Annotated in this window: 22 protein-coding genes; 5 read left to right on the forward strand and 17 right to left on the reverse strand. The window is 59.6% G+C overall.

The genetic code is table 11. The features are described from left to right. Positions 1-11 precede the first annotated feature (11 nt). A complete protein-coding gene (locus AAF739_05685) occupies positions 12-866 on the forward strand; it encodes a flagellar motor protein MotB (GenBank protein ID MEM6382146.1) in 855 nt (284 codons plus the stop codon). A 152-nt stretch (positions 867-1,018) separates the two neighbouring features. Here the strand turns inward: AAF739_05685 and hemH are convergent, their stop codons facing one another. Beyond that, positions 1,019-2,035, reverse strand: a complete 1,017-nt coding sequence (gene hemH, locus AAF739_05690) for a ferrochelatase (protein ID MEM6382147.1) — start codon at positions 2,033-2,035, stop codon at positions 1,019-1,021. A 348-nt stretch (positions 2,036-2,383) separates the two neighbouring features. On the opposite strand from hemH, the gene AAF739_05695 reads away from it, so the two are divergent. Beyond that, positions 2,384-3,901, forward strand: a complete 1,518-nt coding sequence (locus tag AAF739_05695) for a 5'-nucleotidase C-terminal domain-containing protein (GenBank protein ID MEM6382148.1) — start codon at positions 2,384-2,386, stop codon at positions 3,899-3,901. A 10-nt stretch (positions 3,902-3,911) separates the two neighbouring features. Here AAF739_05695 and AAF739_05700 read toward each other — a convergent pair whose 3' ends face one another. From AAF739_05700 to AAF739_05720, 5 genes are all read right to left on the reverse strand, one after another. Further along, on the reverse strand, positions 3,912-4,823 hold the full coding sequence (locus tag AAF739_05700) for a hypothetical protein (protein ID MEM6382149.1): 912 nt from the start codon (positions 4,821-4,823) through the stop codon (positions 3,912-3,914). Positions 4,824-4,925: 102 nt separating this feature from the next. Then, on the reverse strand, positions 4,926-5,609 hold the full coding sequence (locus AAF739_05705) for an SDR family NAD(P)-dependent oxidoreductase (GenBank protein ID MEM6382150.1): 684 nt from the start codon (positions 5,607-5,609) through the stop codon (positions 4,926-4,928). Positions 5,610-5,687: 78 nt separating this feature from the next. Then, positions 5,688-7,304, reverse strand: a complete 1,617-nt coding sequence (locus AAF739_05710; GenBank protein ID MEM6382151.1) for a TRAP transporter large permease subunit — start codon at positions 7,302-7,304, stop codon at positions 5,688-5,690. Between the two features lies 1 nt (position 7,305). Continuing rightward, positions 7,306-7,863 (reverse strand): TRAP transporter small permease subunit, encoded by a 558-nt coding sequence (locus AAF739_05715; protein ID MEM6382152.1) that lies wholly within the window; start codon positions 7,861-7,863, stop codon positions 7,306-7,308. A gap of 184 nt (positions 7,864-8,047) precedes the next feature. Further along, complete coding sequence (locus AAF739_05720; GenBank protein MEM6382153.1) at positions 8,048-9,139, reverse strand: TRAP transporter substrate-binding protein; 1,092 nt, start codon at positions 9,137-9,139, stop codon at positions 8,048-8,050. A gap of 255 nt (positions 9,140-9,394) precedes the next feature. Here AAF739_05720 and AAF739_05725 point away from each other — a divergent pair, with 255 nt between their 5' ends. After that, positions 9,395-10,162, forward strand: a complete 768-nt coding sequence (locus AAF739_05725; protein MEM6382154.1) for a gamma-glutamyl-gamma-aminobutyrate hydrolase family protein — start codon at positions 9,395-9,397, stop codon at positions 10,160-10,162. Here the strand turns inward: AAF739_05725 and AAF739_05730 are convergent. The 11 genes from AAF739_05730 to AAF739_05780 form a co-directional block, all read right to left on the reverse strand. Beyond that, the gene (locus tag AAF739_05730) at positions 10,159-11,163 is read right to left on the reverse strand and encodes a hypothetical protein (GenBank protein MEM6382155.1); all 1,005 of its coding nucleotides are present in this window, start codon (positions 11,161-11,163) and stop codon (positions 10,159-10,161) included. The genes AAF739_05725 and AAF739_05730 overlap by 4 nt on opposite strands. Beyond that, complete coding sequence (locus tag AAF739_05735) at positions 11,156-11,782, reverse strand: DUF1007 family protein (protein MEM6382156.1); 627 nt, start codon at positions 11,780-11,782, stop codon at positions 11,156-11,158. Before AAF739_05735 ends, AAF739_05730 begins: the two co-directional genes overlap by 8 nt. Before the next feature lie 149 nt (positions 11,783-11,931). After that, on the reverse strand, positions 11,932-12,825 hold the full coding sequence (locus tag AAF739_05740; GenBank protein ID MEM6382157.1) for a LysR substrate-binding domain-containing protein: 894 nt from the start codon (positions 12,823-12,825) through the stop codon (positions 11,932-11,934). Positions 12,826-12,873: 48 nt separating this feature from the next. Beyond that, positions 12,874-13,860, reverse strand: a complete 987-nt coding sequence (locus AAF739_05745; GenBank protein ID MEM6382158.1) for a Gfo/Idh/MocA family oxidoreductase — start codon at positions 13,858-13,860, stop codon at positions 12,874-12,876. A 78-nt stretch (positions 13,861-13,938) separates the two neighbouring features. Next, positions 13,939-14,979, reverse strand: coding sequence for a glutathione S-transferase C-terminal domain-containing protein (locus tag AAF739_05750; GenBank protein ID MEM6382159.1), 1,041 nt, complete (start codon positions 14,977-14,979; stop codon positions 13,939-13,941). Between the two features lie 88 nt (positions 14,980-15,067). After that, the gene (locus AAF739_05755; protein ID MEM6382160.1) at positions 15,068-16,948 is read right to left on the reverse strand and encodes a S8 family peptidase; all 1,881 of its coding nucleotides are present in this window, start codon (positions 16,946-16,948) and stop codon (positions 15,068-15,070) included. A 37-nt stretch (positions 16,949-16,985) separates the two neighbouring features. After that, positions 16,986-17,258: a hypothetical protein gene (locus AAF739_05760; GenBank protein ID MEM6382161.1), complete on the reverse strand. Its 273-nt coding sequence runs from the start codon at positions 17,256-17,258 to the stop codon at positions 16,986-16,988. 115 nt (positions 17,259-17,373) lie between these two features. Then, on the reverse strand, positions 17,374-18,528 hold the full coding sequence (locus tag AAF739_05765) for a calcium-binding protein (protein ID MEM6382162.1): 1,155 nt from the start codon (positions 18,526-18,528) through the stop codon (positions 17,374-17,376). A gap of 100 nt (positions 18,529-18,628) precedes the next feature. Continuing rightward, the gene (locus tag AAF739_05770; GenBank protein MEM6382163.1) at positions 18,629-20,167 is read right to left on the reverse strand and encodes a tripartite tricarboxylate transporter permease; all 1,539 of its coding nucleotides are present in this window, start codon (positions 20,165-20,167) and stop codon (positions 18,629-18,631) included. A gap of 6 nt (positions 20,168-20,173) precedes the next feature. Further along, a complete protein-coding gene (locus AAF739_05775) occupies positions 20,174-20,623 on the reverse strand; it encodes a tripartite tricarboxylate transporter TctB family protein (protein MEM6382164.1) in 450 nt (149 codons plus the stop codon). A gap of 64 nt (positions 20,624-20,687) precedes the next feature. After that, on the reverse strand, positions 20,688-21,677 hold the full coding sequence (locus AAF739_05780) for a tripartite tricarboxylate transporter substrate-binding protein (protein MEM6382165.1): 990 nt from the start codon (positions 21,675-21,677) through the stop codon (positions 20,688-20,690). A gap of 201 nt (positions 21,678-21,878) precedes the next feature. Between AAF739_05780 and AAF739_05785 the strand changes: the two genes are divergently transcribed. Both AAF739_05785 and AAF739_05790 read left to right on the forward strand, forming a co-directional pair. Continuing rightward, entirely contained in the window at positions 21,879-22,808 is a 930-nt protein-coding gene (locus AAF739_05785) for a PfkB family carbohydrate kinase (GenBank protein MEM6382166.1), read from the forward strand. After that, positions 22,805-23,746: a pseudouridine-5'-phosphate glycosidase gene (locus tag AAF739_05790; protein MEM6382167.1), complete on the forward strand. Its 942-nt coding sequence runs from the start codon at positions 22,805-22,807 to the stop codon at positions 23,744-23,746. The genes AAF739_05785 and AAF739_05790 overlap by 4 nt, the downstream gene beginning before the upstream one ends. The last annotated feature ends 119 nt before the right edge of the window (positions 23,747-23,865 follow it).

The raw sequence follows: 23,865 nt of genomic DNA on the forward strand, positions 1-23,865 counted from the left end.
GAGCGCACACGATGGCGAGAAGGGCAAAAGCGAAGGGAGGTGTCCCTGAGTGGCTGGTGACATTTGCCGACCTGATGTCGATTCTTGTCTGCTTTTTCGTTCTGATCATCTCCTTTTCGATCCAGGATCAGCAGAAACTCCAAGTCGTTGCTGGCTCCATGCGCGACGCATTCGGTAGCCAGGATGTGGTGCGCAGAGCGGGAATGATCGAGATGGAAGGCGCGCCGATGCGGGACTATGTGCGCCGCGTCGGCATCGTGGTGCAACCGGAGGATTCCGAATTTGCCAACGAGCGCCACGATATGCGCCCATTGCAAGGACCCGAAGCCAATACGCACACGATCGAACAGGCAGAATCGGAAATCCCACGGCGCTTCGCCACCGCCGCTGCCAGCCTGCGCCAAGCTTGGCAGACGCTTCCCGAGATCACCGAGCTGTCGCAGCATCTGATTATCGAAGAGAACAAGGACGGGCTGAATGTCTCGCTGGTCGATCAGGATGGCCGGTCAATGTTCCCGGAGGGATCGCGCTTCCCTTATGAGACTACACGTCTTCTTCTTGCGCGGATGGCGCCTGTGCTTCGGCAGTTCCCCTACCGTTTGCAGATTTCCGGTCACACCGCGCTGTCTACCAGTCCACCCCTTAATAGTGGCTACACCGATTGGGAGCTGTCTGCAGACCGGGCCAACGCCGCGCGGCGAATCTTGCAGGAATCTGGTATTCCGCCCGAACGGTTCCATTCCGTGGTTGGCCGGGCTGATAGCGAACCGCTGTTCACCAACGATCCCCAACTACCGGCAAACCGCCGAATCTCAATTCTCTTGATGCGCGAAGAGCCGCCGATACCCCACGATCACGAGCTGTGACGCCCAGCGGCACGTGTGGGTCAAAGCTTCGGATTGGACCCTCTGATCTGTGGACCGCAGACCCGCGATGCTCGGGCACGAAGCCTTTAAGTCGTCACCGAACCATCATTTTTGGCTTATACGCCGGAGAAAATTGCCGTCGACGCGGTGCGCTATTCCACCCAACCACGTAACTCGCGGCGCACAATCGCTTCTAGCACGCGCATCCCGTGGTCACTGTCGTTGAGACACGGAATATGGGTGAAGTGTTCGCCACCGTTCTCTTCGAATATCTCGTGCGCTTCACCCGCGATTTCTTCCAGGGTTTCCAGACAATCCGACACAAAGCCGGGATTGAACACAGCAATACCCTTCGCACCTTGCTTGGCCAATTGCTCAACGGTCTTGTCAGTATAGGGCTGCAACCACTCTTCGGGGCCGAAACGTGACTGGAACGTTGTGATCAGGCGATCCTCCGACCAACCCAACCGCTCGCGCAGCAGGCGCGTCGTCTTGTGGCAATGGCAATGGTACGGGTCGCCTTTCTTGAAGTAGCTGTCGGGGATGCCGTGATAGGAGGCGACGACCACCTCCGGGATGAAATCGAGCGTCTCAAGGTGATCCTCAATCGAGCGCGCAAGCGCATCGATGTAGACCGGTTCGTCATGGTAAGCGGGCACGGTGCGGATCGCCGGTTGCCAGCGCTGCTTCATGAGGTATTCGAATGCCTTGTCATTGACCGTGGCGGTCGTCGCCGAGGCGTATTGCGGGTAAAGCGGGAACAGCAAAATACGATCGCAACCCTGTTCCTTAAGGGCCTCCAAGCGAGATGCGATGGATGGATTGCCGTAACGCATACCCCAGTCAACAACGACCGAATCGTTTTCTGCGAAGGCCTGCGCCATCAGTTCAGACTGTGAACGCGTGTAGGTTCGAAGATAGCTCTCATCGAGGTCTTCGTTCCAGATCGTCGCGTAGTCCTTCCCCTTGCGCCCCGGACGGGTCAGCAAAACGATGCCGTACAAAATTGGGTACCACAGCGCCTTTGGCCACTCGATGACCCGGCTGTCTGTAAGAAACTCCGAAAGATAGCGGCGCATGGGCCAATAGCTGGTGCCGTCCGGCGTCCCCAGATTGACCAGCAAAACACCCACCTTGCCGAATTTAACCCCGGGATGCTCGGCGGGCATCACCGACACTTCCGCCGAGCGGTTGAGCCCAGCCGGCGCGATGGAGCGCGCTTCAAACGATTTAAAATCTTGCGTGTTCACACTCAGGCTCCCGATACGCGCGACTGTCTTGAACCGCACGGCCTTGATTAACTCTTACGTCTTACGCACCAGCAAGACAAACAGATGGCACGACACACATGTTGTGCCCGATTGCCGCATCTTTACGCATCCCGCCAGCCCGCACAGCTTGCAGGCCGTCACCAATCTGTCATGGTATTGTCACGCAGCGGCGCACGCTGCGCCTGTATGGATCGCCGAGAGAAAACCGCGCGCGATTATCGATTTTGCCTTGAGGGAGGCTGCTACATGACACTTTCATTATCCCGTTTTCTGGCCACGCTTGCGCTGAGCACCGCCTTGGTCAGCGTTCCAGCACTGGCACAAGAGACAACCACCGTGTCGGTCACGTTTCTGCTGGTCAACGACATAGACCGGGTCGACAATCGCTCTAGCGAAGGGGGCTTCGGTCGCTTGGCAACGGTGGTAAATGCCGAGCGTGCCGCCAATGAAAACGTCGTGTTTGCCGTCGCTGGAGATGTCATTTCACCCTCCCTTCTGTCCTCCTTTGATCAGGGCGAACACATTATCGAACTGTTCAACATGATCGGTCCGGACGTTTTTGTTCCCGGGAACCACGAGTACGACTTTGGCGAAGAGGCGTTCCGCGCACGCATGGGCGAGCTTGATGCACCGCTGCTCGCCGCCAATCTGCGCAACGAAGACGGCTCGGTTCTCGAAGGCTTCAACGACACCATGTTGATGGATGTCGAAGGCTTCATGGTCGGGATCATCGGGCTGACGGCGGAAGATGCCACCGTTAAATCATCACCTGGGACCTTGCAGATCGCCGGCACCGTCGAAACTGGCGAGGCGCAGGCCGCAGCACTGCGCGAAGCCGGCGCAGACATGATCGTCGCCGTCACGCATAATCATATCGGGATCGACCGCGAGATGATGGAATCGGGCACGTACGACCTGATCCTTTCAGGCGATGATCACCTTCTGACCATCTCCTACGATGGCCGCTCCGCACTCGTCGAATCGCGCGAGCAGGCTGATTATGTCACCGCCGTCGATGTAACGGCTGAAATGGAGATCGAAGGGGATGAGCGCGATGTCGATTTTGCGCTCGCATTCCGTCCCATCGCAACGATGGGAATGGAGCAAGACGCTGCCGTCCAGGCCCGTGTCGATGAATTCAACGCCATACTCGATGAAGAGTTGAACGTCGTCATCGGGACGATCACTTCGGAGCTTGATTCGCGCCGTGCCTCGGTCCGCAGTCAGGAAGCCACGATGGGCAATCTCGTCGCCGACGGGATGCGCGCAGCGGTGGGTGCGGATGTCGCAATCACCAATGGCGGCGGCATACGGGCGGATAAGGTCTATCCTCCGGGCTCAGAAATCACCCGGCGTGATATCCTCACCGAACTGCCGTTCGGCAACGTCAACATCATGATTGAACAAACAGGCGCGCAGATCCTCGAAGCGCTTGAGAACGGGTTCAGCCGCGTCGAAGATGGGTCAGGTCGCTTCCCGCAGGTCTCCGGCATGACCATCGAAGCCGACCTCACCCAGGAGCCGGGAAGCCGCGTGACGTCGGTCATGATTGGTGGTGGGCCTCTCGATCCGGCGGCGACCTACACCGTCTCCACCAATGACTTCATGGGTCGCGGTGGCGACGGCTATGCGACGTTTGCCGAGGCACCTCGTGTTGTGCGCGAGGAAGATGCCAAGCTGATGGCCAACGACGTTATGGTCCATGTTCGCGAACTGGGTGAGTTCGCACCGGCGACGGATGGGCGCATCACACTGACCCGCTGATTGGTGACAGTCACGAGGCCGCGCGATATCCCACCGCGCGGCCAGTGGGCGGCAAGCGCCCTGGCACCACGCGTTCGATGGCCGGCTGTAGGCCGGTCATCGCTCTGAAGCGCTGAGCCAATTCGCTCTCAATCCAGTCGCCGGCTTCTGTTTCCACCTGCAGTACCGGACGCCGCGCTTGGCCCCGCTCCTCGACAATAAGCCGCGCGTCGAGCACCGCCTCGTGGAAAGCGATCAAGGCCGCCATCTCCTTTGGCCCCACCGGCTTGCCTGGTGGACTTGACTGCTGGTCAAAGCTCACCTGTGGATCCGCGTCACCAAGCCAACCAAGAAGCTGTGCCGCCCGAAAGCGATGCGGAACCATCTCGAACGCCGAAAGAATGCCACTTAGGGTCCAAGGGCCGTGCGGGTCGCTGCGAACGGCAACCTCGCCAATCGCGCCTGCAGGCAAACGATCATACGTGCCAGCACGCATGATCTGAGCCTCCACGCCATCGAGCACGCGATACAGCGGCCCATCGGGAAGCCGGATCGCAAAAGGACCAAACTCGGAAGCAACCATAGCCTCTGACAGCGAAAGCTTGCTCAGCTGGGCGCGCGTCCTGACAACCGGGAATACCGGGCCACCGGCAACCAAAGCATGCGAGAAGACACGTGCGTATCCGCTTTTGCAGAGCGCGTGCAGCCGGTCCGGCGGGCCGATAAACACGGTTGGAGGTTTCTGCCCGCTCGATGCCAGGGTTTGCGGGTCAACAACCTCAAGGCCATAGTCAGCCAGCGCGGCGTCGCTCCATTTCGCAAGCTCGGGCCATGCGCTGGAGAACGCGTTCAGCGCGATTGTGGGCGACGGAAATTGCGCGTGCGCCAGGGCACCAACCAACCGCCCAACCGCACCGCCATCGCCCGCCTCGGCGGCCTGCATCGCAGCGACTCCCAACTAACTGACCTGCTTGCGACGTAATATGGCGCGTAACCGTTACCAACCGGTAGACCCCGCCGTTGACAGTTCCGGTGTCTGGCTGCGCTATTCATCCCAAGGAATGGGCCGACGCTCACGAAAGATTTGCCCGCTCGGTCCGCCGTCAGGCAACCCTGCAAGATACAGGGCTGTGTCCGCACCCTGCTCGGGGATGAGTGACGCGCCTGCGCCGCCCATATCGGTACGAACCCAACCCGGGCACATGGCATTGACGAGGACCGATCGCGGCGCCTCCGATGCAATCTTGACGGTTATAGCGTTAAGGAAGGCCTTGGTTATGCCGTAAGCACCCGGACCCAGGCCATTGAGCGAACCCCACCCGGACGAAACATTGACGACCCGTCCGTAGCCGCGCTTCGCCATTTGCGGAATCACAGCGCGCATGAGGTAAAGCGGACCAAGGGCGTTGACGCGAGCCGACACCTCGATATCGCCCCAGGGCATGGTCATCAAATCGCCGTCAGGCAGTATACCGGCATTATTGATGAGAACATCAACCTCGCTCGGCAATGCCTCCAGCGCGCTTTGGATAGACGCAACATCGCTGGTGTCGATAACGACCAATTTAGGGCATTGACCGGTCGCGTGCTCCACCGCATCGACTGCCGCGGCGCCCTTCACAGCATCGCGCGAACCCAAAAGGACATGGAAACCTTCGCGCGCCAGGCCTTCGGCAATCGCGTAACCAATACCGCGATTACCTCCGGTGACGAGGGCTGTTCGAGCCATGATTGTCTCCCCAAAAATGAAGCAGCCGCGCCCCCCGACAGAGAAGCGCGGCTTGCTTGCGTCTGTTGACTGGGCGACTTAGCTTTGCGGGCCGTAGATGACCTCGGGCAGCCAGGTCGCAAGCGCCGGGAACCACCACAGAATGGCAAGCATCAAACCCTGGATCAGCACGAACGGTATCACGCCGCGGTATATATCCATGGTCTTGATGCTTTCCGGCGCAACGCCTCGCAGATAGAACAAGGCAAAGCCAAAGGGCGGCGTCAGGAATGATGTCTGCAGGTTGATCGCCATCATAATCCCCAGCCAGACCGGTGACATGGTGCTGCCATCGGGCATCTCCATTGCCAACAGAACCGGCGTGACCAGCGGCACAACGACGAAGACGATTTCAAGGAAGTCGAGGAAGAACCCGAGCACAAACATCAGCAGCATGACCGCAACGATCGCGCCGATTGTGCCGCCCGGCATCGACAGCAAGGCGTGTTCAACGAGTTCCTCGCCGCCGAGGTTGCGGAAGATCAGCGAGAAGAATGCCGCTCCGATAAGGATGACGAACACCATACAGGTGATCTGCGTCGTCGAGTGCATCACCTCGGACAGAACGCCCGATCGGAAGACACGCAGCAGGCAATTCAATAAACCCCACGCGATAACCACACAGAAAAACGCTGAAATATAGATGGCGATCTGGTCGCTTTGCGGAATCTGCTCTCGCGAGATGCGAAGATCGAGGGTCGCCGTCATCCCAAGGACAATGATGATGGATGCCGCGGTCAGATAGACTGGCCACGGTTTCGATTCATCGGACCGATATCCCGCAAGAAGGATGGCGCCTATGGCCCCGACCGCGGCCGCTTCTGTGGGCGTCGCAACGCCCGCAAGTATCGACCCCAAAACGGCAATTATCAGTACGATCGGGGGCAGGAGCGCGTGCAGGATCTGCCCGACAGAAGGCTTCTCATCTTCGGGGACAATCATCGCCGGAGATGCTTCCTTATCGATGATTGCAACAATGATCTGCCAGACGATGTACAGCCCAACCAAACCGAGACCGGGGATCAACGCGCCAGCGAACAGATCACCCACCGAGATTGTGCCGGGAACAAAGGAAAAGTCACCTTCTGCCCAGGCGCGCTGCTGCAGTTCGAGCTGTGCTTGTTGGTAGCCATTTGAAATCTGGTCGCCGAGAATAACCAGCACGATGGACGGCGGAATGATCTGCCCCAAGGTCCCGGCGGCGGCGATCGACCCGCATGCGAGACGCGGATTGTATCCGTTCCGCAGCATGGTCGGCAGCGAAAGCAGGCCCATCGTAACCACGGTGGCCCCAACAATACCAGTGGAGGCAGCCAACAGCGCACCAACAAGCGACACGGATATACCAAGACCGCCGCGCAAAGAGCCGAACAAACGGCCCATCGTCTCAAGCAGCTCTTCGGCGACGCGCGACCGCTCAAGCATGACGCCCATGAAAACGAACAGCGGAACCGCGATCAGCACTGTGTTGGTCATGGTGCCGAAAATACGCGAGGGCATCGCGCCAAGTGTTATGTTGGCGCCAGCAAAATGGCCGAGAATAGCAAAGACAATTGCGACACCGGCCAAGGTGAAGGCGACCGGGAAGCCTGCCATCAGCAGAACGCAGGCTGTGGCGAACATCAGAATGTCTAGCGTGTGGATCAAGCCGTCCATATCAATGGCCTCCACCGCTGAGTTTCAGCTTCTGCAGTTCATCATTATCGCCTTGCAAAGCGAGCAGAGAGCGGATCGCGATGGACACCCCCTGAAGCGCCATGAGAACCGCGAAACCAAGGATGGCGGATTTAAGGATGTAAACAAATTGAAGGCCGGAGGTCTCTTGGCTACCTTCAAACTGCGCCCAGGATCGCGCCACGTAATCAAACGAAAAGATCCAGACCGCAAAGCACATCGGCAGCAACAGAAACAGTGACCCAAGCAGATTGGTCAGCGCCTTCCGGCGCAAGGGCGCCTCGCGGTAGAAAATGTCGACACGTACATGGCCATCTTTCAGCAGCGTGTAGGCAGCGCACAGCATGAAGAGAAATGCGTGCATATAGGTGATCGATTCCTGCCACATGATCATGGGCAGGCCGGCGATGTTCGGTGCGCCGTAAAGGTAGCGCGCCAACACGACGACGAATTGGATGATGACGATGCCTAGAGTGAGCCAAACAAGAATTTTGCCCAAGACATCGTTCAGCCCATCAATAGCGTTGGCCAAACCACGCATACTTCCCCCCGGACCAAGCCGTTAGATGATGACGCTTGCGCGCCAGTCTTTTCGTTGAACTTGGTTTAACAGCCTTCGGCAGCCCCCACTACTAGATCAACAGGCTAAGACGGGCCGCCTTTGACGCAAAAGAGGCGCGGCAGGTTGGCCCGCCGCGCCTCTCACTATTCACAGGTGAATACAATCAACCAGCCAGGTTCAGGCTGCGCTCACCCGAGTAGGCTTGCTCAGCAATCTCCGACCAGCCGCCGATGTTCTTGCGGGCGGTCATGTAGCTTTCAAGAATGCGGCGACCGATATCATCTTCCGGCGCTTCTTGAACGACTTCCTCGGAAAGGCGAGCGAACTCGGCCCACACGTCTGCCGGGAACTTCTTGAGGACAACTTCGTCTTCCTCGATCAGCGCGGTGAGCGACGAGCCGTTGTTTGCCATGAACTCAGAGTACATATCATTGTTCTCGGCAAGGCCAGCGGCTGTCATCATCGCCTGCTCTGACGGGGTCAGCGAATTCCAGACATCAAGGTTGACGCCCGTTGCAAGACCTGAGCCGGGCTCGTGGAAGCCGGGATAGTAGTAGTTCTTCAGGATGCGCTGGAAACCAAAGGCACGATCGTTCCAAGGACCAACCCACTCAGTGGCATCGATGGCGCCGGACTGGAGCGACGGGAAAATCTCACCACCTGGAAGCGCAACAGCCGATGCGCCAAGCCGGCGAAGAACTTCGCCGCCCAGACCTGGCATACGCATGGTCAGACCGCGCATATCTTCAAGCGAATTGATTTCGCGTGCGAACCAGCCGCCCATCTGCACACCGGTGTTACCGGCCATGATCGGCTTGACGTTGAAGCCAGCTGCCAGCTCATCCCAAAGTGCTTGACCGCCAGCGTGGTTGACCCAGCCGTCGAGTTCAGCAGCGGTCAGTCCAAGCGGAACCGCAGTGAAGAAGTTGAAGCCCTTGTGCTTGCCCTGCCAGTAGTACTCAGCACCGTGATACATGTCGGCGGCACCGGTCGACACAGCGTCGAACGATTCGAACGCCGGGACCAGTTCGCCGGCGGCGAGCAGGTTAACTGTCAGCTTGCCATCGGACATGGCGGTGACACGATCAGCGAAACGCTGTGCGCCGGTGCCAAGGCCCGGGAAGTTTTTCGGCCATGTGGTGACCATGGTCAGTTCGCGCATGCCCTGCGAGATGGCGGGCGTGGCCAGGGTTGTTGCGGCGGTCGCACCAGCGGTTACGAAACCAGCCTTCTTGATAAATGAACGACGATCCATACAGAGTTCCTCCCGAACGTCTTTTGGAAGTTTGCTAAAGAGCGGAACGAAGCAGCCATGCACTGAGTGCATAGGCCTCATGCAGCCGGGCGCACTTAAACCCCAAAGCCCGAAGCTGCACAAGAGCCAATCAGTTGCTGGGGTAAAGAATGGGCACGCCCACTCTTTCGGCAGCATATTCAAAGCGTTAACACAGTGTAACGAATAACCATCCGCCGCCGAGCGGTCCTGTTGGGAGCGTACTGGGAGCGTACAATGCCAAACACGACGCCACCGATCGTCTTGGTAAGCTGTGATCTGAAACAGGTAGACGGCTACACAGTGCACACGGCGATGGACACCTATGTCCGGTCGGTCGCTACGGTCGGCGCATGTATTCCCTTGCTGCTGCCGGCACTTGCCGGTCTATCGAACGTCAAGGAAGCACTGTCGGCCGCGTCGGGCGTCCTCCTCACGGGGGCGCGCTCCAACGTTCACCCGTCGCGTTACGGACAAACGGCTCTCGAGCGCGACGAGCCGTTCGACCCTGACCGCGATGGCACGACGCTCCCGCTCATCCATGAGACGTTGGAGCTCGGCATGCCGCTGTTTGCAATCTGTCGGGGCCATCAGGAACTCAACGTTGCGTTTGGCGGCACCATCGACGGCGAAATCCAGCAGAAAGACGGACGGTTCGATCATCGCGGCGGATCCTTCGACACACCGGTCGAAACTCGCTTTCGCCTCAACCACACGATCGAGGTCACACGGGGCGGCCAGCTCTCAAAGATCCTCGGCACAGACCGGACATTGGTCAATTCGGTCCATCGCCAGGCAGTCGGGACGCTGGGCGACGGACTCGAGGTAGAAGCGACAGCAGATGACGGGACGATCGAAGCCATCGGCGTCCGTAGCGCGTCATCGTTTGCGCTGGGCGTGCAGTGGCACCCCGAGCATTGGGCTGCAAAGGGACCGGGTATCGATGAGCCGTCCACGCGCCTGTTCAGGGCTTTCGGAGACGCTGCCCGCGCCTTTCGGGCTTAGCGACCGAGTGATGCAGCCAAAAGCAAGGCACCAAACCCGATAATCAAGGCTGCCCCGACGACCTGCAATGCGCGGCTTGCTGCACGTGCCCAGCCCGTGGCTCCGGCACCGTTCGGCGCAATGAAGCGGCTCAGCCCACTCGCGAAGGCCGCCATCAAGGCCAGCGTCAACGCTGTTCCCAACCCCATCAGATAGCTCGCGGCAGCCCCTTGCCAGAAAAGCCCCTGGCTCAAGGCGAGGACAAGAACCAGCAACGCACCGGTGCACGGCCGCAGGCCAGCACTTGCGACCAGCGCGAGGGTCTGGCCAGCACTTCGACTGCCTTCGACCGATTTGGCATCCGGCATATGGGCGTGCCCGCAGCCGCAATCGGGGCCGTGCGCATGCTCGGTGTGTGCATGATGGTGAACAGTTTCACCGTGATGGCCAGCGGCGACAACCATCGGCAATGGTCTTGAAGGGACAAGCGAGCGCAAGGCCTTGAGCAGGATGTACAGGCCCAGCGCAATGATCAAAGCGTAAGCAAAGCGCTCCAGGTTCAACGTCGCAGAAACCAACACCGCTTGCGAGAGGCCGAAAACCCCCGCCAATAGCCCCACACAGGCAACGGCGATTGTGGATTGCAGCATCGCAGCAGCGAGCGCCAGCATGGCGCCTTTTCGGGCCGTCTCCCCTGATGCCAACATGTACGAACCGATCACGATCTTGCCGTGACCCGGTCCGGCGGCATGAACCACACCGTAGAGAAAGGAGAGCCCCAGGAGCGACCACAGGGCGGCAGTCGAACTCTCGACTGACCGTAGCGAGCCGGTCAGCCCCTGGTAGAACTGTGCCTGCGCTCCGGCAGTCCATGCAATAAGCTGGTCAAACGGACCGCCGACTACGGGCTCAGCGGGAATGCCGACGCCAAAGGGGTTGGCAAGCGCAGGAGCGGCTGCAGCCAAAACCACGACGCTGGCGAAAACGCCGCCCACCAGCAGTTTGGAGCCATAGCTACGCACAGCGAATGCGGGCCCGATTTGCCAATTCGTTTGTCACCGCAAGCAGTTCCTCAGGCACAAACCCATCTGCAGGAATAAGCGACAGGAGATTGGCGTAAGTGGTGTCGAGTTCCGGCGGTTCGTCAAGGGTCACCGAGCAGCCATCGGGTGCGCTCGCCAACTCGATAGGCGCAGTTTCAACCAACGAGAACGCAACGAAATACTCCGGATCAAAGATATCGAGCACTACGAAATCATGCTCGCCTGGCCTGACACCCCCCTGAACCGGCAAGGTGAAATGCAGCGTGGTGTGGGTCCCGTCGAAGTCGAGGAAATAATCGCGCGGCGCATCGAACTCAAGTGAGTACAGATCGCCCAACCGATCGGTCTCTTGGGCGCCTGCGATGGAGGTGAAATAAAAGTACTCCTGCAGCGACGTAACATTCAGCTCTGCAAGTTCGGCGGTTTCCTGGCGGCTATAAATGCCGTCACCGTCGACATCCAGGCCAAGCATCAGATAGGCGGAAAACGCTTCGTCAAATCTCCAGCTATGCCGGATCGCGGATATGGCACCGACATCATCGAACATGACACGCGCCGACGCATCGACCCAGACATGCGGGTGCGCCGAAGCGGGCATCACCAGCATCCCGAAACAAAAAGTAATGCAATTGATCAACCGGAGCATGTCTGCCCTGTGATTCGCACTCGTGGCCACAGTGTGGCGTTTGCATAAACAAGCGCGCACAAGTGTTGCAATGATCCTAATCGAATAGCCGTTACCGCCATTCAGGACCGCTCGGAGGCGAACTGCGCGGCTAGAAAGTCGACGAAAGCGCGCAGTTTGACCGGCATATGGCGCCGCTCTGGGTAAACCGCGTAGATCGCCACCCCGCGTAACTCAAACGGCTCGAGGACAGGAACCAGCCGCCCTTCTTCAATGTCACCTTCAAGCGACAGATAGGGGGTCTGGCAGAAGCCCAGCCCCCGAAGGGCCGCAAGGCGTATGATCGACGGCGCATTGATTGCGATCCGGTTTTCAATCCGCACAGACTGGCGTCCCTCCGGCGTGTCGAAAGTGTAGGCGTGCTTGACCCGGTGATTGCTGTCGACAATGCAGGGCAGGCCCGCCAGTTCATCAGGTGTCTTGGGCAGGCCCACCCGCTCGATGAGCTCTGGAGATGCACATACGACGATCCTGAAGGGCATCAGTTTCCGCGCAATCAGGCTGGAGTCGGCGAGCTCGGAAATGCGGATCGCGACGTCAAAGCGCTCGGCAACCATATCGACGAAGCGGTCTTCAAACACCAGATCGAGCTCCACTTGCGGATAGGCTTCCGCGAAAGCGAGGATCGCCTGACCCAACTTGCCTTCCGAGTAGGTCCGAGGAGCCGAAACGCGCAGCGTTCCGGCAGGCTCCTGTCCGTGCTCGCGGATGCGATCCTGAAGGCCATCGATCTGATCAAGCAGGGCGACCGTTTCATCAAAGTACATTTGCCCCGCTTCGGTTGGCGCGACAGAGCGCGTCGTACGGGTCAGAAGCCGCACACCCAGATAGTCCTCCAGTTCGCGGACGTCTTTGGACAGGATCGCCTTCGACCGGCCGCTAGCACGGGACGCCGCCGAATATCCGCCCGAGCGCACCACATCGACGAACGACCGCATGCGGGAAAGTGTGTCCATCTATCTTAATCACCTTGCATGACGCTGAAGGATCGCATCAGCGGGAAATCAGGAAGCCCGGGCTTTCGCGAACACAGCATCAATAACCGCCTGTGTGCCCCGCGCATCCTCAAGGGTCCAGGGATAGGCTTCGCCATCCCGTATGCTTCGGCCAAAAGCTTCAACTTGGTTGATATAATGATTGGCGCTGGGGAAGCGTTCAACGGTGACGGTGAAACGACCATCCCTGACCTGATGAAGTTCGACAATCGCCGGCCCAAACACATTCGCGTTGAAGGGCGCGAACAGTTTTATGACGCCGGCATCGCCGATGAAAATCATGTCCTGGATTGGGTGCATGCGCATCGAGTTCAACCAATGCGCGGTGAACCCGTCAAATCGCGCGGAAACCCGCGAGAGCACGTCCACGCCATTCTCGAAATCAACATCGGCATGCGTAATCGCCACCGGCTCCTGCCCGGTGAACCAGCGGGTTGAACCGTAGGTGTACACGCCAATGTCGGGGATACCGCCGCCGCCAGTCTCTGGGCGGTTGCGGATGTTAGCTGCGTCGCTGCGGTTGTCGTAGGTGAACATCCCCTCGACATGGGTGAGCGCGCCAATCGCACCGTCCCGGTAGAGTTTACGTGCAAGCTGCCACTGCGGGTGGTGGACGATCATGTAGGCCTCCGCCGCCAGCAAGCCCGATGCGTCGCGGGCAGCGATCAACGCGTCGATTTCCTCGGCTTTCATGGCGATAGGCTTCTCGGTGAGGACATGCTTGCCGGCCTCAAGCGTTTTCTTCGTCCATTCCACGTGCAGATGGTTGGGCAAGGGAATGTAGACCGCATCGATTTCCGGGTCGGCAAGGAGCGCATCGTAGCTGGTGTGCACCTTGATGCCCGGCGCGAACGCTTCGAAAGCGGCGGCCTTGGAGGGGCTCGATGTCGCCAGCGCGGACAGCTGTGCACCTCGCGCGGCATGGATGGCGGGCGCCATCTGTTCGAGCGCAAAGTTCGCTGTGCCTAAGATTCCCCAGCGGACAGGATCAGTCATGTGCAATCTCCATAAATCTCTGCGGCTCCACGGATAGAACCCCTAACTACCGCCCTCGCCATCGGGCGTCGCTTTCAGTTATCGCATGGACTTAACCGCCAGTTCCGGATGGTCGTACGCCTCCGGGTAGGTCATCGGCTTCTGAGGGCCAAGCGGAACGACCCCATTCCAGGACCGCCCGAAATAGCCTTGCCGACAATGGATGAGCGAGCTGTTCTCGCGCACACCGGGCTGCGCGTAGACCCGGCATAACCAGCGCCACAAGTCCGGATAATCGAGGATGCGCGCGCCATTGAGCTTCATGCGGAGGTAATACACCGGGTCGTGCCGGTAAATTGTCGGGAACAGGCGCAGATCGGCCTCAGTGAAATTGTCACCAATTAGAAACGGCCGGCCATCGCTGAGCAGGTCGTCGAGCCATGCCAGCGACTGGAAATAAGCGTCATACGCCTTTGCATAGACAGCTTGATCGGACGAGAAACCAGCCTTGTAGGCACCATTGTTGATGGTGACGTAGATCCGCTCATTAAGCGCATCAATGGTCTCTCGCATCTCGGTGTCGGCCGGATAGAGAACCAGCTCCCTATCGGCGTCCGACCCGCCGCGCAGGCCGCCCGCCTGAGCGTCGAGCATCCTGATGATCTCTGCGCTCTCATTGCTGACGATCCGGCCCGTCTTCTTATCGTACAGAACCGGCAGGGACTGCTCCTGCGACCCCTCGGCCTGATAGATTTGCTTCGCAAGCCGCAGCCGTTCGCCCGTTCCGGTCTCGCCTGTACATTCGGGTAGCGTCGTCCCGGTCAGCGTCGCGACCCGGTTCGGGGCAAATTCCCACAGGTTGGGCGCAACCGGATCATCGTCGCCCGTTCGGTTGGGAAAAGCGATGTCCATGCTGATGGCGTCTTCGAGCCCGAGGATACCCCGCGCCAGCGTGACCCGGTGGCACCACGGGCAGTTGAGGGCAACGAACAGGTGGTAGCGACCTGGTTCAACGGGGAAATCAGGGTCGCCGATCACGTGACGAAATCCGCTGACGCCGCGAACGAATTCGCCCTTCGAGCGGCGCGCGGAAGCATCACGCTGATCTTCTTGCGTCGCCGCGCCTCCTGCCTCGCTCATGAAAAGTGGCCCCTCAATCGTTGAGGGGCCACCTTACACGGACCAGTTTGGCAATCCAGCATATGCCATATGCCGGACAGCATTTGGCCTAGACCGGTTTGTACTGCTGCAACGTGGTGTCAAAGGCGTACCGCGTCTCGACGCCTTGGATCTCGGCGATCAGATCGTCATTGGTGCTACCCGTCGAGGAGAAGCCCTCATCGACATACAGCTGACCAAGGCCGTCGGCCGCGATGGTGCCCCAGTGGCGATAACGATCTCCACCGATTGGCCCCATGATCTCGATGGCCTGACCCGCCACATCGGAGAAGCGGAACAGGATCGCGAGATCCTTGAGATCAACCGCGCCGGCCTTCAGAGCCTGAGCCGAGATAAGGCCCGCCTGCATGACCGTGGTTGAGTATGCAGCCGTAAGCTTAGGGCTGGCATCAATCAGCGCCCGAATCTCAAGCGGTCGACTGGTATCAATTTGACGGCGGAAAGCGGCCGGCCGTTTGCGGCCACCAGCTGGGAACAACGCCGACGCCAGTGCAGGCAGATCGGGGCGATTACCAATCCGCTCGGTGGCGGGCCGGGTAGGAGCGTCCTGCTGCGGCGAACCGGTCGTGCGCAAGCCGTCCTTGATCTCTGCCGGCGTGAACGGCATGCGGCCACGCGCCTTGGCCATCCCCTGCACGCAGCCCACAACGCCGACGACAATCGGAGACGCACTCGAGGTACCGGAGAAGCGATCTGTGTACCACAGATCCTCATCCGGCCCGCCTTGCAGGTCACCATAGCCGCAGGTCGTGACTTCACGTCCCCATCCTTGCGCATCGATCAGCGCACCAAAGTTGGAGAAGCCAAGTCGTGACCGGTCCGGCCCATGATCCGCGCCATGCGTTCCCGGAGGCGGCGCACCGGCTCCAACGACTATGGCGCCTGAGTCGCGGTTGCTACGACGGAATGGGTTGGTCCAGCTCGATGGGAAGCCCGTGGGCCGTACCTCGTAGATATCGTCATCGAGGTCCTGCGATCCGTTGCCAGCCGCTTCGACCACGATGATACCCCGACGGGTGGCATTGAGGATCGCAGCGAAATCGTCCGGCCACCATTCGATGGCGATGTAGCCATGCTGACCGCGCGGACTTGAAAAGTTGTGCAGCGGTCCGGGGCGGTGCAATTCAAGCAGCAGAATATCACCGGCACTGAGGCGTGACGCTGCGAGGTTGATCGCGGCTGCCGTACCGATCCCGCTGAAGGAGACCGCGCTCGTGACAGCATCATGGCAGATGCCTTTCACGCCAAACCCGTTGGCGTCCCCGCCATACTCGCCGATCACCGCCGTGCCGTGGTTGCGCCAGCGAAGATCATTGATGACGTTGCCGCCGATCACACCGCCCTGACGCTCGGTAAGGTCCTCATGGGTGAAGCGCCATGCGCCTTCCAGATCAACAATGTGGACGCCCGCACCGGTACCGCCCGGCTGGGTCCACGCCCAATGGGCATCAACGCCCTCAGGGGCTGGGTTGAGATAAATCTGACGCGCCATGAAATTGGCTGTCGTCGACGGAGGCAGCGCGGACACGGCCTCCATCGTGTTCAGCTGCTCCATGCTGAACTCTTCCGCAGGCGAAGCAGGCGGCTTGATGTAGGCACCTTCAAACAGATCACCTTCTAGCAGTTCCTGCTGGATGCTTTCGAGGTCTTCGGCGGCTGCTTCGACCCGATAGAAATTCGAAAGCGGCATCAAAGCGCTGGAGGCTTGCGGCTGCAAACTCTCCACCGCAGCTTCAACCCGCGCCTCGCTTGCGCCGAAAAGTGGCCGCAGCCGCGCATTGAACTTGTTCAGGGTCGCTTGAGCCGCGTCGGTGGCGACACCCGCTTCGGAGGCGAGTGCGGATTCCGAAGCCCGCAACCCTGCGGAAGGCTTGGCGACTGCAATGAGTTCGAACTCAGCGCCTTCGGCGCCGTTGATGGTATCTGGCATGACGTATTCCCCTATTTTCTGGTCAGGCGATGGCCTGTCAGGGCAGGTCAGCCGCCGGTTTCACATAGCTTGCATGCACGCCCGAAAGCCCGCGCAGGGCCAAGGCGAGTTGCTCCGCCCCATCTTCAACGAAAATGGTTAGGTGGATTAAGTTTGGATCATCGGGGTCGGGGAAGGCTGTGTCGTACATCACATCGGCCTTGGCCGCCTGCACTTCCTGCAAGACCGCCACGCCCGCGCGCGTCTCAGGCGATCCGGCCTGAAGGTCGGCCAGAAGGAGGGATGACAACAGAACGACGACTTCACTCATGGCGTGCATCAGAAGGCTGTCCGGCGCATATATCTAGCAGGGTTTGGAGTGAGCCAAAACATGAAAGGGCCCGCCTCGGGGGCGGGCCCAGTGGAAACAGGTCTGAGCGCGAAGATCAAAACAGAAAGTTGTCTTCCGTCAGCGTGTTCATAGCGACACCCAAGAGCGTGATGGAATCTCCGTCATCGCCGTCAATGGTGTAGATGACTGTGTTACCGAAACCGTCATCTTCCATGTACCGATCACCACGGTTGAACAGATCGCCAAAGTTGCGCACCTCGGTTTGCGACAGATCGATGATGTCTGCATCGACGTCGAAATCATGGATGGTGTCATTGCCGTGCGACACGTCGTTGTTCGGGCCGGGGATCCTCTCGTTGATGAACACGAAGGTGTCACTGTCGTTTTCGCCTTCAAAGGCCACGTTGTCGAACATCTCGAAGAAATCATCCACGCCGGCCATGGCGTCGCCGTACAGATCATCGTCGCCACCCATGCCGTTGATGACGTCCGCGCCGACGCTTCCATACAGCGCGTTATCGTTTGAATCACCGATCAGGGTGTCGTCGCCAAAAGTCCCGCTGACGTCTTCAACCTGTCGAAAGAGGTCTCCCGCCGCGTCGCCACCCTCGCCCCGACCGGTTGTGAGGTTGACTGAGACGCCGTCAATCATGTGCTTCGATTTTTTCTCATCCTGGAACATGAGCATTTCTATGATGTCGGCGCTGCTGATGTAGGCAACCAGATCCACACCATCGCCGCCGTTAAGCTCATCGGCACCTGCGCCGCCGATCAGAATATCGTTGTCCGCGTCGCCCCAGATGTAATCGTCGCCATCCTCACCCATGAGAAAGTCGTTGCCTGCTCCGCCACTCAGCTGGTCATTTCCGGCGCCACCAGCCAGCATGTTGTCGCCGTCATTGCCGTAGAGCCGATCACTGAAGCGCGACCCAACGGCGTTTTCGATGCTGGTGTATGTGTCGCCAAAAGCATCACCACCGCCTGTGACACCCCGTGCGCCGACGCCTGCCTCAAGGTTCACAACAACGGCGTGGTCTGATCGGTTATACATGACGGTGTCGTTGCCATCGCCACCGTGTATCGCGTCGCCGCCTTCGCTGCCCATGATGATGTCGTCACCATCGCCCGCGTAGACGATGTCGCCGTCATCGGTGGTGCGGATGCGGTCATCGGACGCCGTCCCGTAGATGATGTTCGGGGTCCAGAACGGCATGGCGAATTTAGAGGTGGCGACAAGTTGGAGATACATGATCGTGGTTCCTTAAGGTCAACGGGCAGTTGACCTTAAGGATCACGACGAAACGTCTCAGGCTGTGTCTGCGATCACATCAAACATGGTTGCTTCCCGCTCAACCGCCCTCGGCGGCCTTGTCGTAGACCTTCTTCTTCATCTTCGCCAAATGCGGGGTGATGATCGGCACCAACAGGATTACCAGCGCGATTGCGAGAATGGACGCGGTCAACGGCCGCTCCCAAAGGAAGGCCCAGCTATCGTCGGAGATGATCAGCGCGCGGCGCAAATTCTCTTCCATCATCCCGCCAAGAATGAACCCCAGGAGCATCGGTGCCATGGGAAAATCCATCAGCCTCAAGGCAAGCGCGCCGACGGCAAACAACACCATCAGATGAATATCGAAGGTGTTGAACGAGACGAAATAGACGCCGATCAACGAGAAGAACAGGATGTAGGGGATCAGCACGGCGGTCGGCAGCGCCAGCACCCGCGCGATGTAGGGGATCAGCGGCAGGTTCAGGATCAGCAGCACGATGTTGCCGATATACATCGAGATGATCACCGACCAGAACACTTCGGGGTTGTCGATGAACAGACGCGGGCCGGGTTGAATGCCGTAAGACAAAAGCGCGCCGAGCATGATCGCGGTCGTGCCCGAGCCGGGAATACCCAGCGTCAGCAGCGGCACAAACGAACCGGAACAGGCTGCGTTGTTCGCTGTCTCGGGCGCTGCAAGACCGCGGATTGAACCCTTGCCGAACTCCTTGCCTTTTTCCGGACCCGCGAGGCGCTGCTCGATGCCGTAGGCGAGGAACGAAGAGATCGTCGCGCCGGCGCCAGGCAGCACGCCGATGAAGAACCCAAGGACCGATGTCCGACCGACAACAGGCGCGATCTCTTTGACCTCCTCGCGGGAGAGCTTCATCGAGCCGAGATTCTTCTGCGCTTCCAGTTCCTTGGCCTGATCCTCCTTGGACTTCGGCTTCAGCACCGCCGTCAGCGCTTCGGACAGCGCAAAGGTCGCCATGGCGAGCAAAAGGAAGGAAATTCCGTCGATCAGGTCGAGCATCCCCATGGTAAAGCGCGGAACGCCCTGCGCCTGATCAGTCCCAACCGTCGACAGCATCAGGCCAAGGATCGTCATCAACAGCGCCTTGATCAAGTTGCCCTTACCGGCAAAGGCCGCGACCGCCGTAAGCCCCAGAACCATAAGAGCGAAATAGTCGGTCGACTGGAACGACAGCGAAACCCGCGCCAGCGCGGGTGCGGCAATCAACAGGAAGATGGCGGCGATGGTACCGCCCGAAAACGACGAATACGCCGCGATTGCCAGCGCTTTTCCCGCCTGCCCTGACTTGGCCAGCGGATAGCCGTCGAATGATGAGGCCACGGTGCCCGCGACACCCGGTGCATTGATCAGGATCGAGGACGTCGAGCCGCCGAAGATCGCACCGTAGTAAACGCCCGCCATCAGGATCAGGCCCGTCGATGGGTCAAAGCCATAGGTGATGGGAATCATAAGCGCGATGGCCGAGATCGGGCCGAGCCCCGGCAGCATCCCGATAAAGGTGCCCGCAAAGCACCCCACCATCACCATCAGCAGATTGATTGGTTGAGCGGCGACGCTGACGCCAGAGAGAATACCTTCCAGCATAACCGCCTACCTTAAAAAGTCCGGCCAGGGCGCAACGAACACGTCGAGCACCTGGGTCATCAGGAGCCAGAAGCCGATCACAATCGGGACCGATGCGCCAACGAGGATCAACGGGCGCCGCTCGCCCATGATGAAAAACCCACCGGCTAGAAAGATGCTGGTGGAAATGATGAAGCCGAGCGTCCGGACGGTGAGCCCGTAGAAGACCATCAGACCGCACAGGACCGCAACGCGCGTAAAGGTCATCCCGGTGGTGTCGATTGGTCGCTTGTCGCCGGGTTTCAGCACCAGAACCAACGCAAGCACAACGCCGGCGAAGGTCAGAAATTGCGGCGCCGTGCGCGCATGAAAGGCTTGATTGAGCTGAAACGGCAGCAGCGTGATTTTGGTGCTCAGATAGCCATAAGCGCAAAAGAACACCAGCAGCAGCAGCCCGCCGACCCGATCCCGCGACATGAACCCCTCCCTGCTATCGAAAAACGGCGCCGGGATCCCCCAGCGCCGCTTTTCGCTCATACGATCACAGGAAACCCAATTCCCGCATCAGATCGCCGATCACCTGTTCCTGTTCTTCGAGGAAGCCGGTGAATTCGTCACCCGGGTTGAAGATTTCAACCCAACCGTTGCGCGCACGCACGGTTTCCCATTCCTCGGTGTCGTACATCGCGGCAAGCTTGTTCTGATAGGCCGCAGACAGCGCTGGATCGAGGTCGGGTGCACCGAAGAAACCACGCCAGTTGACGAATTCGGCACCTGGAGCACCTGCGCTGTCGCAGGTCGGAGCGTCGGGAGCAGCTGCAACGGGCTCAAGAGAAGTCACGCACAAGATTCGGACTTGATCCTGACGGGCCATCTCCACGGCTTCCGAGAAACCGGTCGACAGGGCCTGGGCTTCGCCCGAAAGAAGACCTGCCATGGCGTCACCACCGGCATCATAAGGAATGTATTTCACTTCAGTCGGGTTTGCGCCGGCAGCCTTCATCACCAGCGCCGCAACAAGGTGGTCCATCCCACCTGCAACCGAACCGCCAGCAATACCAACCGAACGCGGGTCAGCCTGGTACGCGGCGATAAGCTCTTCCATCGACTGGATATCACTGTCGGTGTTCACCACGATCGCAGCATAGTCCCCGATCGTACCGGCAACGGGCGTCAAGTCGCGGAAGGATTGCGGGAATACACCTTGCAGGGACCGGATGACGATGGGCGTTGAGTTGACCATCAACGTACCGGCTTGCTGATCAGCGGTTTCGATCAGGTGCGCGATTGCGACACCGCCGCCGCCACCGGACATGTTTTCATAGGACGCCGACTCCAGCAGTCCTGCGCCAGTCAGAGCCTCGCCTGTGCCGCGGGCTGTACCATCCCAACCACCACCGGCACCGCCAGGAATAAGGAAATGCAATTCGGTCACCACGTGGTGGTCCGCTTGCGCCGCCGTGAAGGCGCCGCCTGCGAGCATAGCTGCGGCGGCCGTGCCCAACAGGGCGCGTTTCAAAGATTTGGTCATTGTGGTCTCCCTAAGAACCTTGCTCGCGCGGTTTCACACCGCGTCTTGCTTCAAGCCCGAGCCGGGCTTGCGGGCAATAGGACACATGAAAGCTCGTTTGTCACGCCCTGTGCGCGCACCATCAGCATTTTTGCAAGCGGTTGCAAATTCCGTCTTGAAAGCGGCATTGTCGCTCAACCCATCGGCCGGATAGATACAGGCATGTCGACGGTGACCGTCCAAAAATCCGCTGTGATAACCTGCGTTGGTGGCGCGGTCATCAACCGCAAATACACTCTGAAGGAACCCCATCGCCGGGGTACGTCCAACCCCGCGACGCTGACCACGAGCTTCGGCGGGGTTGCACGCAACGTTGCGGAAACGCTGGCGCGATTGGGGCACACGGTTAGCCTGATCACGCGACTTGGTGACGACGCGGGCGGCGAAGCACTTCGCGCCGTCACCGAAGCGGCGGGGGTGAGCCTCAAGCACGCAATGGTTGATCCCGCGACGCCAACCGCTGACTACACGGCAATCCTTGAACCAAGCGGCGAACTGGTAACAGGCGTTGCATCGATGGCGATCTTCGATAGCCTCACGTCACAAGCGCTCGCGGGCCTCGCCACCGGTCCGTCGCAGTGGGTGTTCGCTGATTGCAACCTTCCCGCAGACGCGCTCTCCATGCTCATGGCACAGCCCGCCAAACTGGTCATCGACACCGTCTCGCAGGCCAAGGCACAGCGCCTCCCGGCCGACCTGTCAGGGGTCGAGGTGTTGTTCACAAACCGTGGCGAAGCGCACGCATTGACGGGACTGGAGGTTGCACGGGACGTTGATCTGATCGCCGCTCTCCGCAAGCGCGGGGCCAAGAACATTGTCCTTAGCCGGGGCGCGGAGGGGCATTGCGTGTTAACAGCTGATGAAATGACCGATATGACGGCGCTCGAAACCGAGGTTGTCGACGTAACCGGAGCAGGTGACGCCATGATCGCCGGAACGTTGCACGGTCTTGTCGGAGGACACGATCTGGCGACTGCGTCAAAAACCGGCGCCTGTCTTGCCGCATTGACCATTGCGTCGGATCAGGATGTCGTTCCCGGCCTTTCCCTTGGTATGCTTGCCGCCAAAGACAACGATCCCAGACAGTCATGACCGCCGACTTGCCAATCGATATTCTGCCCGATGTTGGGCGGGCACTCGCAGCCGCCGAACCGGTGGTCGCCCTTGAGAGCACCATCATCACGCATGGGATGCCCTACCCGCAGAACTTCAACATGGCATCGGGTGTCGAAACCGTCATCCGCAATGAAGGCGCAACACCAGCGACACTGGCGGTTCTGGAGGGGCGCATCAAGGTTGGCCTCAGTGACGATGATCGTGCAGACTTGGCCAAAACCAAAGGCGCACGCAAAGTATCTCGGGCCGATTTGGCCTACGCAATCGCCCGCGGCGAAACTGCCGGCACGACGGTTGCGGCCACGATGATGATCGCCGCAATGGTCGGCATCAAGGTATTTGCGACAGGCGGCATTGGCGGTGTTCACAAGGGTGCTGAGCAAAGCTTCGACATATCGGCAGACCTGATCGAGCTGGCTCGCACCAATGTCATCGTCGTGGCAGCCGGCGCAAAGGCCATTCTCGACATTCCAAAAACGCTCGAAATGCTGGAAACCAACGGGGTGCCCGTTATCGGTTTTCAGACCGACGATATGCCCGCCTTCTGGTCACGAACGTCTGGACTTGCCGCTCCGTTACGCGCCGACAACGCGCGCGAGATTGCCAACTTTCAGCGCAAGCGGGAAGCGCTGGCCGCCATGCTCGGGGAGCGAGACAACGGCCCGGGCGGCATGTTGGTGGCAAATCCAATTTCCTCGGACGCCGAGATACCCCAGGCCGAAATGATGGGCTTCATCGACAGGGCTCAGGCGGACCTCGAACAGGAGGGGATCACCGGTAAGGACGTCACGCCATTCCTGCTCGGCCGCTTGGTCGAGATCACAGGAGGTCGGAGCCTGCGCAGCAACATTGCACTTGTTCGTAACAATGCAAAAATTGCAGCACAGATTGCGGTCGCCTTGGCGAGCCGCTAGCGCCTCGCCAGCACTTTTAAGACGCCTATCCCAAGATCAGCGGTGTGTGTGCGGCCCCGCCGCTCTTTACGACTGATTTGGTTGAATCAACGACCCTGCGTTGCAAGGCGGCTCGGGCT

The organism is Pseudomonadota bacterium (assembly GCA_039024915.1).
GTDB lineage: Bacteria > Pseudomonadota > Alphaproteobacteria > Rhizobiales > MH13 > MH13.